The sequence below is a fragment of the Neobacillus sp. CF12 genome (assembly GCF_030348765.1).
GTDB lineage: Bacteria > Bacillota > Bacilli > Bacillales > Cytobacillaceae > Neobacillus.
In genome coordinates, this window is the sequence record NZ_JAUCEU010000007.1 from 4,159,726 (window position 1) to 4,175,461 (window position 15,736).

The window sequence follows — 15,736 nt, forward strand, 5'->3', positions numbered from 1 at the left end:
TGCTTATATTGAAAGCATGTAAATATTATACAACAGATTATTGTTAATACTATTCTGACATTTTAAGGATAGGAATGATTTTATGGTATTATGTCCTAGATGGTCTTTATTTTCCCTTTGATTATTTGGGTAGATCACAGTAAATAATAAGTACAATTCGTTTTGAAGTAAGGAGATTACATGAGTGCTTCAGTTGTTTTAAAAAACGTGACAAAAAAATACAAGATGTATAAGAAGACTTCGGATAAATTATTGGATTTAGCGTTGCCTAGCGGGTACGGAAAAGACTTTTATGCATTGCAAAATATTAATTTTGAAGCACAAAAGGGAGATATCATTGGGATTATCGGTGTCAATGGAGCTGGTAAATCGACCATTTCTAATTTGATTTCAGGGGTAATTCCGCCGACTTCTGGCAGTGTGAAAATAAATGGGGATGCGGCGCTTATTTCGATTGGAGCCGGTTTGAATAATGAGTTGTCTGGGAGAGAGAACATTGAGCTAAAGTGCTTAATGTTGGGCTTTAAAAAGCAGGAAATTGAAAGTTTAATGCCGGAGATTATTGATTTTGCAGACATAGGTGAGTTTATCGACCAGCCTGTTAAAAAATACTCAAGCGGAATGAAGTCCAGACTAGGATTTGCCATCTCAGTAAATATTGATCCGGATATCCTCGTAATCGATGAAGCTTTATCAGTGGGAGATAAAATCTTCGCACAAAAATGCCTAGATAAAATGAACTCTTTTAAAGAAAGAGGGAAGACGATCTTCTTTATTAGTCACTCAATCAGCCAGGTGAAGGAATTTTGCCATAAGGCGCTTTGGTTGGAGGCAGGAGAAATTAGAGCCTATGGACCAATCGAAGAGGTTGTTCCACAATATGAGAAGTTCATTCAAGAATACAACAAAATGTCGAAAGAAGAAAAGAAACAATTCAACCGACAAGTGATGGAAAAAAGAAGCGTGCTTCAACATGCGCCCATTCCAACCGATAAAAGCATGGGACCTTCAAGAACCGAGAAAGCGCGAAAAAAGCCAAAGAAGAAATTTAAATTAAACATCTTTCGCTCGTTTTTAGTTCTCGTTCTGTTTGTGACAGCAGGCGCACTATACGGAAATTGGAATCATATAAATTCGTTCTTCGAACCCGAAGAAAAAGTATCAGTGGCGAAACAGGAGGAGGAACAACCGGTAAAAGCCCCACCTGTTGAACCTGTGGAAGAAACAACGGTGCCAGAAAAGGATCTTAGGTATGTACATATCGAAGCGGGTTTTGTTAGGGACGCTCCCAATTTATCCACAAGCACCAAAATTACCATGATGTATTTCGGGGATCCAATTATCGTAGAGGAAACCTTAAAAGACCCGGAAGGTGACTTCCAATGGCTTAAATTCAAGTTGCCTTCAGGGCAGGATGCCTGGATTAGTGAAAATTTAGTAACAAAGGTTGGAACACCAATTGATGAAGAAAAATTTATGGCATCGATAGAAGAATTGATTGAGCTTGATGGGCTTTCAGAATCCTTAGGAGTAATGGGTAAAAGTTTACAGGAGATAACGGAAGCAGAACAACTGGATGATATGGAGATCGTTTATGATGGAAATAACAAGGCGAATCAGTTGCAATTTAATCTAGGTGGCATCGCGGAGGAAAGTCTTTTCGCTCTCGTTGGAGAACCAACCCTGCAGCATGAGGAAAATACCTATTTATATCATGGTAAAAACTATGACTTAGTATTAACGAGCCAAAATGGTGCATTTACTTCGCTGACAGTAAAACAGGTTGTTCAAGAAAATAATAATCTATAGACTCTAAGCCAAATTGGTTTAGAGTCTTTTTTATAATTAAAGAAACAAAAATCCAACTCCATAGAAGAGTTGGACCTGTTTACGATTAGTTACTCGCTGTTGTATTGGTAAGTTCTAATTGTGCTTTTAACTCATTTTGAACACGAAGCTGTTCATCTTGTGGAATTTGTAAATAATATATTCCATCGATTTTAGTGCCTTTACCCTTAATTTCCATTTGTTGAATATTGCTGCCAGCTGTTTTGTAATTCTTTTGAATATCAACCATTTGGTCAAAAGTTAGGTTTGTTTTGACGTTTGTTCCAATTGCTTTAAAGATATCGGAGAAGTTAGTTAAGCTTGAGATACTTGCACCTTCTTTAATAACAGCTTGAATGACTTGGCGCTGTCTTGTGTTACGGCCAAAGTCACCGTTAGGATCTTCCTTACGCATTCTAACGTAAGGTAATGCTTCCTCACCGGTTAATTTAATTTCACCAACAGGGAAATGGACTCCACCATAAGAAAAATCAAGATTATTTGTGACAGTAACTCCACCAACGGCATTAACGATATCTTCGAAACCTTCCATATTCACTTTCATATAATAATCTATCGGGATATCAAGGAAGTTTTCAACGGTATCCATCGCCATTTCCACACCGCCAAAAGCATGTGCATGGTTAATTTTATCGTCAAATCCTTTTCCAACGATTTCAGTTCGTGTATCACGTGGGATGCTTAGCATCTTAACGGAATTATTTGTTGGATTAACCGTTAATACGATAATCGTGTCGGTACGACCTTTATCATTCTTAGCGTCAGTACCAAGCATTAACACCGAAAATGGCTCTTTTTCGACAAGTTCAACAGGTTCTTCCCGTTTTTCTGTTTTTCGTTCAACAGGCTCGTGCATCGTGTCAACAGCGTTTCTGAAAGAATTATAGACAGTGTAGCCATAAGCTCCACCTGCAATCAATAAGGCAAGAAGAATGATTCCAGTAACCTTTAACCACTTCTTACCCTTTTTATTATTAGATCTCATTTGAGAGTACCTCCGAAAAAATGACATTTTTTTACGCCTAGAAAATAGAATACCAAAAATATAGGTAAATAGATAGAAGAAAGTTTTTACCAGAATGATATTCACAAGTTTCAGAATATTTCTATCTTACATTAGCTACAAATTATTTACAAAATTTGAGAAGTTTAGTAGAATAGGCAAAAAGATACCAGAAGAAAGGAGAATATTGCCGAATGGGGAGTAAGAATGACAAAGAAGAAAATGAATTCTTTGATATTGTCAAAAAGGCGTATGATCGTGGCGTAAATGATAACGGCGTTACCGTTGCAAAACTAATTGAGGATTTGAAAATCGACCTGAGAAAAATGAAGGTTCAATAATATAGAAGAAAGGCAAACTAGCGTATTGCTAGTTTGCCTTATTTTTTGACAAAGTATTCAACAAGGAACTGTGTCCATACTTGAGTGCCCTGCTCGTTCGGACCGTTTTGTCCTTCGATTAAGTAATTCTTAATTTCACTATTGTCAGTAGCTGGCCAAGCGGTCCAGTGATCAAGATAAGTAAGATTATTGGCCACGGCATAGTCCTTTAAAGCCTGCACTTGTGTGGCATAATACTTAGGAAGATAAATTGGGTAGGAAGGCTGCAGGATAAAGGTAGAGTCTGGGCTTTCAACCTTAATATCTTCTATTATTTTCGTTAAGTTGGCTAAGGATTCATCGATTGTAAACTCACCGTTATCATTCAATAAAAATGGCTCGATAACAATCAGTTGTGCTTTTTTTGCTGCGAGCTCGATTTGTTTATTTTCTGCAATAAAGTCGTTAGATGTTAAATCATATGTATGAACCTCAGTGGTAATACGATCACTGCCGAAACTTTCATTTAAACTTGTAGTAACCTCTTCCCCCCATTGAAGTGCAGAGGACCCGACAAAGAGAATATTAAAAGGAGTGCTGTCTTTCAATGAAAGCTTAAGTTGTTCCTTGGCAGATTCAGGCCAATTGGCGGCCAATTCCAAGTACTTATCATCAACGTTTAACTCATTAGAATCTTGCTCCACTGTTGGTGTAGGTTCAGATACAACAGCCTGTACGGATGTTTGCTTATTCCAAGTAATATGACTGTAAGCAAGTACGCCTATACAAATTATTGTCCATAATGCTGTAAGTAAATACTTCATGCTATATACCCCCAAATGCCATTTCTTCTATCTAGTATAGCAAAATTTTATATGGAAAATGGATTCTTTTTACAAAAATATTACATTATTGACAAATAACAATAATATTTCAATGATTATCTATGATAAATGGACTATTTTTTGCTATTGTTTTCTCAGTGCATTAGGAATTATGTCACATGTAGAAGTTTCTGGCATTTACAAAAAAACTACAAAATTTTACAAATTATATGTTATTATTGGATAGGTAGTTCACAAATTCAGACAAACCTTTGACGAGTACTAAAGAGGTTTGTAATAATTTTTCCAAAAGCATAATAAAAACATTTGTTACAAAAATCGTGCTAGAATGACAAAGGTTGAAATAAATATTCACCGCTCGTCACAAAGTGACAATGTTCGACAGTGTCACATGGTATAATACTTTTTGTGTTTTCAAATGAACAACAAACAGGAGGACATTATGGAAGAAACAATCAATTTAAAAGAGTTACTAGAGACGTTAAAGAAGCGTCTCATTATGATTATACTCATTACCATTACTTTTGGACTAGTAAGTGGAGTCGTTAGTTACTTTTTCCTAACCCCAATCTATCAAACTTCGGCACAAATTCTCGTCAACCAGGCAAAGAGTGAACAGTCATTTTACAGTCCTAGTGAGGTTCAAACAAATCTTCAATTAATTAATACCTACAATGTAATAATTAAAAGTTCAGCGATTTTAGACAAAGTCGTGGATGAACTTGACTTGGATATGACCTCTAAACAATTAGAGGGAAAAATTACTGTGGCCAGCGAACAGGATTCTCAGGTTGTAAATATATCGGTACAAGATTCAAACGCAGAATTAGCAGCGAAAATTGCCAATAAAACAGCAGAAGTTTTTCAAACAGAAATAGTGAACCTTATGAACGTGGATAATGTAAGAGTTTTTGCAAAAGCAACGGTTGAAGAAAATCAATCACCTATTAAACCACAACCACTTTTAAATGTGGCCATTGCGATTGTTGTTGGTCTTATGGCTAGTATCGGACTTGCGTTCTTACTTGAGTACTTTGACAACACGGTCAAAAATGAACAGGATATTGAAAAGATATTAGGTCTTCCAATCTTGGGTGTCATTGCAACCATTGATGATAAAAAAATGGAAGAGTTGAAAAAACGTAAGGCAAGCAGCAGATCTGCGGGAAGAGGTGAGACGATTGGCTTTTAAGAAAAATAAAATGGTGAGAACAACAGATCCTGCTAGAAAGCTTATAGCATCACTAGATCCGAAGTCTCCGATTGCTGAACAATACCGAACCATTCGGACGAATATTCAATTTTCTTCTATTGATAAAGAAATTAAGACAATAATGGTTACTTCTTCAGGTCCTGGGGAAGGAAAGTCAACTTCAGCAGCAAACCTAGCGGTCGTTTTTGCCCAACTAGGGAAAAAAGTATTACTTGTGGATGCGGATCTTCGTAAACCAACTGCTCATCGTACATTCGGAGTCAATAATTTATTCGGTTTTACAACTGTCCTAACAAAGCAAGCAACGCTTGAAAAAACAGTTATTGAAACAGAAGAGAAGGATTTATATATATTAACAAGTGGACCAGTTCCACCGAACCCAGCTGAACTTTTGAGCTCAAAATCAATGGAACAATTCATTGTAGATGCACAGGAATTATTTGATTATGTCATCTTTGATACACCACCACTTTTAGCGGTTGCAGATCCACAAATACTTGCAAATAAAGTAGACGGTTCAGTTTTTGTTATCTCCAGCGGGAAAACTGAAATAGATGCTGCTAAAAAGGCAAAAGAATTGCTCGAGAATGCACAAAGTAAGTTGTTAGGTGTGGTTCTGAATAATAAAGAAATGAAGAGTAATGATTATTACTATTATTATGGAACAAAAGGATAATCTGTTAAAAAGTAATCTATATTTTATTAGAAAGAGAGTGTTGTTTCCATGATTGATATACATTGTCATATATTGCCAGCTGTCGATGATGGGGCACAGTCTCTTTCTGATAGTATAGGAATGGCAAAGAAGGCTGTTGAACAAGGGATTCATACCATTGTGGCATCTCCGCACCATAAGAATAGCCGCTATGAAAATCCTAAACAAGAGATTATTGATAGAGTGAAAGAACTAAATGAAGCTTTACGTTTAGAAAAGGTAGATTTAGAGGTTATACCGGGGCAGGAAGTACGGATTTATGGGGAAATGCTTCAAGGATTTGAAATGGGAGAAATTCTTCCTGTGAATCATACACCTTATGTGTTAGTTGAATTTCCATCGAACCATGTGCCAAGGTATACAGAAAAGTTGTTTTATGACTTGCAGACTAAGGGTCTCATCCCTGTGATTGTTCACCCAGAACGTAATCAGGAAATTATTGAACGATCGGATTTGCTATATCAGTTAGTAAAAAAGGGTGCATTGACGCAAGTTACAGCTTCAAGTATATCTGGAGACTTTGGAAAAAAAATAAAGAATTTTTCATTACAATTAATTGAAGCAAACCTAACTCACTTTATTGCATCTGATGCGCATAATATCACAAGTCGATCTTTTAAAATGAGAGAAGCTTTAGCTGTCATTGGAAAGAAGTACGGTAGTGATATCGTATACATGTTTGAAGAAAACTCTTCATTAGTTATTGAAGGTAAACATGTCTTCAAGGAAGAACCGGAACACATTAAAAGGAAAAAATTATTTAAAATATTCTAACCCAATGATAAATCCGAAGAGTGCTTGCGGTTTACTATTTTCCATAACCCAATTAAATCTAAACTGCCAGTTCCTCTTTCGTTAATCTTGGGTTTACACAAAAAATAAAGATGAAAAATAATAAATATCTAATGAAAGGCCAGATGAAGCTTCAACTGAGTTTCCATTAGATATTTATATTTTTTTGTCAAAAATTTCACTTTAACCAAATAAAGAGAAAAAGGGGGAATGTTCAGGTGACATATAAGAAAAGATTAACCACACTCGCTATTTTAGATTCGATTATTGTGTTAACGGCTATCTACATAAGCTATTGGACTCTGAATCCTTTGATTCATATCTTTGAGGTTCCAATGCTTCCTGTTACAGCACTTACCTTATTAATTTGCCATCATTTATTTGCTTCATTTTATCATCTCTACAATAAGGCATGGCAATATGCGAGTGTTGGAGAACTCATGGCAATTGTTAAGGCAGTTACATTTTCAATTGTGGCTACGTCGGCTATGCAGATGGTCGTTTTTGAGAATACGTATGTAAGAGCTTTAATGATTACCTGGATGCTGCATGTACTATTAATTGGTGGTTCAAGGTTTTCTTGGAGAATGTTCCGAGACAACATTATGAATAAACAAAAGGATATCAAAAAAACACTAATTATCGGTGCTGGATCTGGTGGAACAATGGTGGCACGACAGTTACTAAGCAACCGTGAAATCGACTTAAAGCCTGTTGCTTTTATCGATGATGATCCAAATAAGTACAAATTGGACATTCTAGGAATACCCGTAGTTGGTGGTTCGGGCTGGATTGCACAAACGGTTGAGAAATACCAAATTGAAAATATTGTGATTGCGATTCCTTCATTAAAACAAAAGGAATTACATCGAATTTTTGAGGAATGTGCAAAGACAAAGGCAAAAACGCAAATCATACCAAAGCTTGAAGATTTAATGACGGGAAAAATCTCTGTCAATCAATTCCGTGAAGTTCAGGTGGAGGATTTATTAGGAAGAGATCCAGTAGAGTTAGATATTGGCAGTATCTCGAAATATGTATCAGGAAAGACTGTGTTAGTTACGGGTGCGGGAGGATCGATTGGTTCCGAAATCTGCAGACAAATATGCAAGTTCAATCCTAGAAAAATTGTTTTGGTAGGCCATGGTGAAAATAGTATCTATCAAATTGATATGGAACTCAAAAAACTTTATCAAGAGCAAATTGAGATTGTACCTGTGATCGGTGATATTCAAGACCGGAACAGAATGTTTGAAGTAATCGAAGAACATCGACCGTTTGTTGTTTATCATGCTGCTGCACATAAGCATGTACCATTGATGGAATATAATCCAAGAGAAGCTGTTAAGAATAATGTGTTTGGTACGAAGAATGTCGCGGAAGCTGCAGACACCTTCGGTGTTAGTACCTTTGTTTTAATTTCTTCGGATAAAGCTGTGAATCCTCCTAATGTAATGGGAGCTACGAAACGCTTTGCTGAGATGATTATTCAGAGTTTAGCAGAACAGAGCAGCACGAAATTTGTAGCTGTTCGGTTTGGGAATGTACTTGGCAGTCGCGGAAGTGTTATACCGCTATTTAAGAAGCAGATCCAAGCTGGTGGGCCAGTTACGGTTACACATGAGGATATGACACGCTATTTTATGACGATACCTGAAGCTTCTCGACTAGTAATCCAAGCAGGGTCACTAGCACGTGGTGGTGAGGTGTTTGTTCTTGATATGGGTGAGCCGGTTAAAATTGTAGACCTAGCGAAAAACGTGATTAAGCTTTCTGGCTATACAATAGAAGAAATCGGGATACATTTTACAGGACTTCGGCCTGGAGAGAAGATGTATGAAGAATTACTTAATGAGAATGAGATGCACCCGGAAAGTATTTTCCCTAAAATTCATATTGGGAAAGCGAATGTACTTCAAGCAGAGGTGCTAAGTAAGTTAATAAGCGGTTTATTAGAAATGTCTGAAGTCGAAATGCATGATACGTTGATTGCTGTTGCTAATAATAAGTACGATTATTCTCCTTTCTTAGCTACAACGAAATAAAAGTTATTAAAGGTTTTGGAATGAATTTTAGAATCAAAATATTGATTAGATATATGTATATTATGGAAGGAAGTCTTAACGATGGCTAATAGAATATTCCTTTCATCACCACATATGAGTGATGAAGGCTATGAAATGCAATATGTAAAGGAAGCTTTTGATACAAACTGGATAGCTCCTCTAGGGGAAAATGTAAATCAGTTTGAAACGGAATTAGCAACAAAGGTAGGCTCTAAAACTGCTGCAGCACTAACCTCAGGAACGGCTGCTATTCATTTAGCTCTTAAAGCAGCAGGAGTTGGAGAAGGGGATATTGTCTTCTGTCCGACGCTAACATTCTCAGCAACTGCTAATCCAATTATCTATCAAAATGCAATTCCTGTTTTTATTGATAGTGATTATAAAACCTGGAATATGTGTCCGAAAGCGTTAGAAGAAGCATTTGAGAAATACCCAGATGTCAGAGTGGTAATTGTTGTTCATCTATATGGACTATCAGCAGATATGGATAAAATAGTAGAGCTTTGTAAAAAGCATAATGTTGTTTTGATAGAGGACGCAGCTGAGTCATTAGGTACTTACTATAAAGGAAAACATACTGGTACTTTTGGTGACTATGGAATCTTTTCCTTTAATGGAAACAAGATTATCACTACTTCTGGCGGTGGGATGTTAGTTTCTGATAATGAAGAAAGAATATCAAAAGTGAGATTTTGGGCAACTCAATCTAGGGATGATGCTAGACACTACCAACATAGCGAACTAGGGTTTAATTATCGAATTAGCAATGTTGTTGCTGGAATTGGTAGAGGACAGCTTAAGGTATTAGATCAGCGGGTTAAAAAGAAAAACTATATTTTTGAATTTTATAAAAGGGAACTTGGTGATCTTGATGGTGTAGAGTTCATGCCAAGTAATGATTGGAATGAACCTAACTATTGGCTAAGTTCTATGACTATAAGTGGTAATGTTAGACCAATAGAAATTATGGAAGCTCTTGAAAAAGAAAATATAGAGTCTAGGCCTATTTGGAAGCCAATGCACAAGCAGCCATTTTTTGAGAAGTATGATTTTGTTGGAACTGATGTTTCAGAGAAGTTGTTTGAGAATGGTGTTTGTTTGCCCTCAGATACAAAGATGACGGATGAGGATCTAAAAAGAGTAGTAGATATTATTAAGGGGTTGTGGTTAAGGTAATGAAGAATACCAAAGGTGGTATTTATAAAAGGTTTATAAAAAGACCGATGGATTTTCTTTTATCTTTGATTGCTATTATAGTTCTCAGTCCGATTCTTTTAATCGTAGCTATTCTTGTAAGAAAAAAGTTAGGCAACCCTGTTTTGTTTAAACAGGAAAGACCTGGTTTGAATGGAAAAATTTTTATGATGTTTAAGTTTAGAACGATGACGGATGAAAGGGATAAAAATGGAGAATTACTGCCAGATAGTATTAGGTTGACTAAGTTTGGAAGATTCCTAAGGTCCACATCCCTTGATGAATTGCCGGAACTTTTTAATATATTAAAAGGAGACATGTCCATAATTGGTCCGAGACCTTTATTGGTACAATACCTGCCATTATATAATGAACACCAGAAACGGCGACATGAAGTAAGACCTGGTTTATCGGGCCTTGCGCAAGCAAGTGGTAGAAATGCTATCGCTTGGGAAGATAAATTTAATCTTGATGTTGAGTATGTTAATAATGTGAGCTTCATTCAAGATTGGAAAATTATCTTTTTAACAATTAAAAAGGTTTTTGTTAGAGAAGGAATTAATTCAGAAACTTCAGTGACAATGGAACCCTTTAAGGGTACTAAAGAAGGATAGATTAGGACAATGAAAAATAAACTTCTGATTATTGGTGCAAGTGGACATGGAAAAGTTTGTGCGGACATTGCATTAAAGATGAATAGATGGGAAGCTATTGCTTTTTTAGACGATAATGAAAGTGTAAAGTCATCTATGGGAATAGAAGTTATAGGTACATCAAATGAGGCGACTAGTTATTTGGATGAATATGACTTTTTTGTAGGAATTGGTAATAATTCCATTCGTCAAAAGGTAATTGCAGAACTCGAAGAGGCGGGTGCAAGTATCGTAACACTAATTCACCCTAATGCTGTTATCAGTGAATATGTTAATATTTCATACGGAACTGTAGTGATGGCTGGCGTAATAATTAATAGCTGCACTAAGATCGGTAAAGGTTGTATTATCAACACTGCTGCTACAATTGACCATGATAATATGATTGAGGATTATGTTCATATTTCACCAGGAGTACACTTAGCGGGGACAGTTAAAATTGGGCAAGGGTCCTGGTTAGGAATAGGTAGTGTAGTAAGTAATAATGTAAACATTATCAGCGGTTGCAATGTTGGGGCAGGTGCAGTAGTTGTAAAAAGTATAAATGAACCTGGAGTGTATGTTGGTGTTCCTGTTAGGAGAGTTTTAACATGAAAGTACTTGTTTTAGCTAATTTCGGTATGGGTTTATATAATTTTAGAAAAGAATTATTAGAAGAATTGATTAAACAAAATCACGAGGTTTATATTTCTCTACCCAATGATGAATTTGTGCCGAAATTGGAAGATTTAGGTTGTAAATTCATTGATACCACGCTGGAGAGGCGCGGTACAAATCCATTCAGAGATTTAAAACTTTTGCTCTACTATTTAAAAATTATAAAAACTATTAAACCTGATATTGTATTAACTTATACTATTAAACCTAATGTTTATGGCGGTATCGCGTGTTCATTTACTAGCACACCATATATTACCAATATAACAGGATTAGGGACCTCAGTCGAAAATAAGGGTCTAATTCAAAAAATCACACTGATGCTTTATAAGAGGGGACTAAAAAAAGCATCGTGTGTATTCTTTCAAAATGAAACTAATCGAAAGTTTTTTATTGATAACGGAATTGTTAAGAGTAATACCAGGCTAATTCCAGGCTCGGGTGTGAATGTTAAACAACATAAATTTGAGGAATATCCTAATGATGAAAGGGAGATTAGATTCCTATTTATTGGACGAATAATGAAAGCAAAAGGGATAGAAGAATTATTAAAAGCGGCTAAAATCGTAAGGGATAAATATCCAAGTGTACAGTTTAATTTAGTTGGTGGTAGTGAGGAAGATTACACTCAACAATTAGAAGAATTAAATAATCTAGGAGTTATTAGATATCACGGGCTACAAGATGATGTACATTCTTTTATTAAAAAATCTCATGCTACTATCCTCCCTTCATATCATGAAGGTTTGGCTAATGTCCTGCTGGAATCTGCATCTTCTGGACGGCCAGTATTGGCTTCAAGAGTACCAGGATGTTTTGAAACCTTTGAAGACGGATTGACTGGTTTGGGTTTTGAGGCTAGGAGTGTTGAAAGTTTAGTTAACGCAATTACTAAATTTATAAATATACCATATAACCAAAAAAAGGCAATGGGATCAGCTGGACGAAAAAAGATGGAAAAAGAGTTTGATAGAAATATAGTTATTGATGCTTACTTAGAAGAAATAAAATCAATTATGGAAATGGAGAATTATGATGAACCTATACGAGAAATTAATTAATAGAGAAGAGAAAATATCATTAGTTGGATTAGGCTATGTTGGTATGCCAATTGCTGTAGCTTTTGCTAAGAAAGTTGATGTTATTGGTTTTGATGTTAATAAGGAAAAAGTTGAACTATATAAAAATGGAATTGATCCTACAAAGGAAGTAGGAAATGAGGTAATTAAGAATACGACTGTTGAATTTACATCGGATGAAGCTAGGCTTAGAGAAGTAAAATTTCATATCGTAGCTGTTCCTACCCCTGTAAAGGATGATCATACACCAGATTTAACACCGGTAGAATCTGCAAGTCGCACTTTAGGTAGAAACTTAACTAAAGGTTCGATAGTTGTCTTTGAATCTACTGTTTATCCAGGTGTAACTGAAGATATCTGTGTTCCAATCCTAGAAAAAGAGTCTGGATTAAAGTGTGGAGTAGATTTTAAAGTTGGCTATTCTCCAGAAAGAATTAATCCTGGTGATAAAGTCCATAGACTCGAAACTATTGTAAAAGTTGTATCAGGCCAAGATGAAGAAACATTAGATACTGTGGCGAAAGTATATGAATTAGTTGTTGAAGCTGGTGTGTATAAAGCAGCAACCATTAAAGTGGCTGAGGCCGCAAAGGTCATAGAGAATTCACAACGTGATATTAATATTGCTTTTATGAATGAGCTTTCCATCATATTTAATAAAATGGGAATTGATACGAAAGCAGTACTTGAAGCTGCTGGAACGAAATGGAACTTCCTTAATTTCTCTCCAGGGCTAGTTGGTGGTCACTGTATAGGGGTTGACCCATACTACTTAACGTACAAGGCCGAGCAAATGGGTTACCATTCTCAGATCATTCTTTCAGGTAGAAAAATTAATGACGATATGGGCAAATATATTGCTGAAAGTATAGTAAAGAAAATGATTAAGGCAAATAAACAAATAAATGGTGCAAAAGTAGCTATCTTTGGTATTACGTTTAAAGAGAACTGTCCCGATGTTCGAAATACAAAAGTAATCGACGTAATTCAGGAATTAGAAGAGTACGGAGTAGACGTCAAAGTTGTAGATCCTGAAGCAGATAGAGAAGATCTATGGCGTGAATATAGAATTAATCTTAGTGAGGTAGAAGATATAAAAGATATGGATGCTGTAATCTTTGCAGTTCCACACGATGAATTTAAAGCTATTCAATTGGAAGATGTAAAAAGAATGTTTGGAACACCTCGTTATGTAAATACAGAAGTAATGAATGAGGTAGCCGCAACATCCGAGTTTGAAATAGATAATGATAGAAATGATTGTGTATTAGTGGATATCAAAGGAATTTTTAATCGGGCAGAGGCAGAGGATGCAGGCTTTTTATATTGGAGGTTATAAAAGTGGGGTATGAAAATATAAAGTTTCCAGAGGGAAGTAAATTTTTAGTTACTGGTTCGGCAGGTTTTATTGGCTCTAATTTAGTAGAAGCTTTACTTAAGTTAGGTTATGAAGTCAGAGGTCTTGATAATCTTTCTACTGGAAAAAAGGAAAATGTAGAAGAATTTTTAATCAATCCTAACTACGACTTTATCGAAGGAGATATTCGTGATCTTGACACATGTATGAAAGCTTGTGAAGGGATTGATTATGTTTTAAATCAAGCTGCATGGGGAAGCGTTCCAAGAAGTATTGAGATGCCTTTGTTTTATGAAGAAATAAATATTAAAGGGACATTAAATATGATGGAAGCTGCCAGGCAGAATGGTGTAAAGAAATTTGTTTATGCTTCAAGTTCCTCAGTATATGGCGACGAGCCAAATCTTCCCAAAAAGGAAGGAAGAGAGGGTAATGTTTTATCACCTTATTCACTCACCAAAAAAGTAGATGAGGAATATGGAAAACTCTATACTAAATTATATGGACTTGATACCTATGGCTTACGCTATTTCAATGTATTTGGTAGAAGACAAAATCCAGAAGGAGCATATGCTGCGGTTATTCCAAAGCTTATTAAACAATTACTAAATGATGAAGCACCAACAATTAATGGTGATGGAAAGCAGAGTAGAGATTTTACTTATATCGAAAATGTAATTGAAGCTAACTTGAAGGCTTGTAATGCAACCCACGAAGCAGCAGGGCAAGCCTATAATATTGCTTACGGTGGAAGAGAGTATTTGATTGATATCTATAACCATTTGCTGAATATATTAGGAAAAGATATTCAGCCAATTTTTGGACCTGATCGTAAAGGTGATATTAAGCATAGTAATGCAGATATTAGTAAGGCCAAAGAAATGTTAGGATATGCTCCAGAGTGGAGTTTTGAAAGGGGAATTAGAACTGCAATTGAGTGGTATAGAAGATATTTATAAAATATTATTATGGTAGGGATGACAATGTTTGAAGAAAATATTGTAAGTGTGGTTATACCAACATATAAACGAGCAGATACTTTACCAAGGGCTATAGACTCTGTATTGAATCAATCGTATAAAAATATTGAAATTATTGTCGTTGATGACAATAATCCAGATACTGAGTATAGGAAATATACAGAGAGTATAATGGACATGTATAAGAAATATAAAAATGTAATCTATTTAAAGCATGACAAAAATAAAAATGGTTCAGCTGCTAGGAATACGGGAATTAGACATGCAAATGGTGAGTATATTATGTTTCTTGATGATGATGATGAATTTTTTCCTGAAAAGGTATCTGCCCAGGTTAAACGGCTAAATAGTTTAGATAATAGTTGGGGAGCATGCTATACAAATTATATTCGAAAAAAAAATGGAGAAACAATTGTTTGGGGCGCAGAAAAAAGAGAAGGAAGCCTATTAAGTGAAGAATTGATGCGAAATTTATTCGTACATGCTGGCTCAAACTTATTAATTAGAAAAAGTGTAGTAGATGAAATAAATGGTTTTGATGAAAACTTTGAAAGGAACCAAGATATTGAATTTTTATCTCGAATACTTATGAGGTATAAACTTGCCTACGCAGATGTTATAGGTTTAATTGTACATGTCCATAATAATAAGCCCAACAAAAAAAGTTTTGAGGAAATTACATTTGATTATATTCAAAAGTTCACTCCAATAATAAATCGACTCCCGGAAAGTGATAAAATAAAAATAAACAAAATGATTAATCTGCAGCTGTTTCGGCATTATATTACAACGTTTGGTAAAAGAAAAAAAGCAATAATACAAATTATTAAAAGAGAACTAACGGTTGGACTGATTATTAGATATATTTTTCATCTGGTAAATAGAAAATTAACAAAAAAGGCCTTTGGATTTAAAATTAAGTAATTTTATTTACTGTTTTATGCGATGTCCTAAATGAATCTAGTAAAAATTATCTATACTTTGGGTTCAATAATAGTTTAGCAATGATTAAGT

At 35.4% G+C, this 15,736-nt stretch carries 15 protein-coding genes; 13 read left to right on the plus strand and 2 right to left on the minus strand.

Features of this window, described 5'->3' with window-relative positions; all coding sequences use genetic code 11:
* Positions 1–180: 180 nt before the first annotated feature.
* On the plus strand, positions 181–1,809 hold the full coding sequence (tagH, locus tag QUG14_RS19790; RefSeq protein ID WP_289342154.1) for a teichoic acids export ABC transporter ATP-binding subunit TagH: 1,629 nt from the start codon (positions 181–183) through the stop codon (positions 1,807–1,809).
* A gap of 85 nt (positions 1,810–1,894) precedes the next feature.
* Here tagH and tagU read toward each other — a convergent pair whose 3' ends face one another.
* Positions 1,895–2,833: a polyisoprenyl-teichoic acid--peptidoglycan teichoic acid transferase TagU gene (tagU, locus tag QUG14_RS19795; protein WP_289342155.1), complete on the minus strand. Its 939-nt coding sequence runs from the start codon at positions 2,831–2,833 to the stop codon at positions 1,895–1,897.
* A 212-nt stretch (positions 2,834–3,045) separates the two neighbouring features.
* Between tagU and QUG14_RS19800 the strand changes: the two genes are divergently transcribed.
* Positions 3,046–3,192, plus strand: coding sequence for a YwzD family small protein (locus tag QUG14_RS19800; protein WP_289342156.1), 147 nt, complete (start codon positions 3,046–3,048; stop codon positions 3,190–3,192).
* 38 nt (positions 3,193–3,230) lie between these two features.
* Here QUG14_RS19800 and QUG14_RS19805 read toward each other — a convergent pair whose 3' ends face one another.
* Positions 3,231–3,995 carry an SGNH/GDSL hydrolase family protein gene (locus QUG14_RS19805; RefSeq protein ID WP_289342157.1) on the minus strand — a complete coding sequence of 255 codons (765 nt, stop codon included), beginning with the start codon at positions 3,993–3,995 and terminating at the stop codon, positions 3,231–3,233.
* Between the two features lie 463 nt (positions 3,996–4,458).
* On the opposite strand from QUG14_RS19805, the gene QUG14_RS19810 reads away from it, so the two are divergent.
* The 11 genes from QUG14_RS19810 (at position 4,459) to QUG14_RS19860 (ending at position 15,646) form a co-directional block, all read left to right on the plus strand.
* Positions 4,459–5,208 carry a YveK family protein gene (locus tag QUG14_RS19810; protein WP_289342158.1) on the plus strand — a complete coding sequence of 250 codons (750 nt, stop codon included), beginning with the start codon at positions 4,459–4,461 and terminating at the stop codon, positions 5,206–5,208.
* Complete coding sequence (locus QUG14_RS19815) at positions 5,198–5,905, plus strand: CpsD/CapB family tyrosine-protein kinase (protein WP_289342159.1); 708 nt, start codon at positions 5,198–5,200, stop codon at positions 5,903–5,905. Before QUG14_RS19810 ends, QUG14_RS19815 begins: the two co-directional genes overlap by 11 nt.
* 48 nt (positions 5,906–5,953) lie before the next feature.
* On the plus strand, positions 5,954–6,718 hold the full coding sequence (locus tag QUG14_RS19820; RefSeq protein ID WP_289342160.1) for a tyrosine-protein phosphatase: 765 nt from the start codon (positions 5,954–5,956) through the stop codon (positions 6,716–6,718).
* A gap of 236 nt (positions 6,719–6,954) precedes the next feature.
* Positions 6,955–8,781, plus strand: a complete 1,827-nt coding sequence (locus QUG14_RS19825; RefSeq protein ID WP_289342161.1) for a polysaccharide biosynthesis protein — start codon at positions 6,955–6,957, stop codon at positions 8,779–8,781.
* Positions 8,782–8,862: 81 nt separating this feature from the next.
* The gene (locus QUG14_RS19830; RefSeq protein WP_289342162.1) at positions 8,863–9,978 is read left to right on the plus strand and encodes a DegT/DnrJ/EryC1/StrS family aminotransferase; all 1,116 of its coding nucleotides are present in this window, start codon (positions 8,863–8,865) and stop codon (positions 9,976–9,978) included.
* Positions 9,978–10,610, plus strand: a complete 633-nt coding sequence (locus QUG14_RS19835; RefSeq protein WP_289342163.1) for a sugar transferase — start codon at positions 9,978–9,980, stop codon at positions 10,608–10,610. The genes QUG14_RS19830 and QUG14_RS19835 overlap by 1 nt, the downstream gene beginning before the upstream one ends.
* A 9-nt stretch (positions 10,611–10,619) precedes the next feature.
* Complete coding sequence (locus tag QUG14_RS19840) at positions 10,620–11,243, plus strand: acetyltransferase (RefSeq protein WP_289342164.1); 624 nt, start codon at positions 10,620–10,622, stop codon at positions 11,241–11,243.
* Positions 11,240–12,367, plus strand: a complete 1,128-nt coding sequence (locus tag QUG14_RS19845) for a glycosyltransferase family 4 protein (protein WP_289342165.1) — start codon at positions 11,240–11,242, stop codon at positions 12,365–12,367. The genes QUG14_RS19840 and QUG14_RS19845 overlap by 4 nt, the downstream gene beginning before the upstream one ends.
* Complete coding sequence (locus QUG14_RS19850) at positions 12,342–13,724, plus strand: nucleotide sugar dehydrogenase (protein ID WP_289342166.1); 1,383 nt, start codon at positions 12,342–12,344, stop codon at positions 13,722–13,724. The genes QUG14_RS19845 and QUG14_RS19850 overlap by 26 nt, the downstream gene beginning before the upstream one ends.
* Before the next feature lie 2 nt (positions 13,725–13,726).
* The gene (locus QUG14_RS19855; RefSeq protein WP_289342167.1) at positions 13,727–14,701 is read left to right on the plus strand and encodes an SDR family oxidoreductase; all 975 of its coding nucleotides are present in this window, start codon (positions 13,727–13,729) and stop codon (positions 14,699–14,701) included.
* Between the two features lie 24 nt (positions 14,702–14,725).
* Positions 14,726–15,646, plus strand: a complete 921-nt coding sequence (locus tag QUG14_RS19860) for a glycosyltransferase family 2 protein (protein WP_289342168.1) — start codon at positions 14,726–14,728, stop codon at positions 15,644–15,646.
* Positions 15,647–15,736 lie beyond the last annotated feature (90 nt).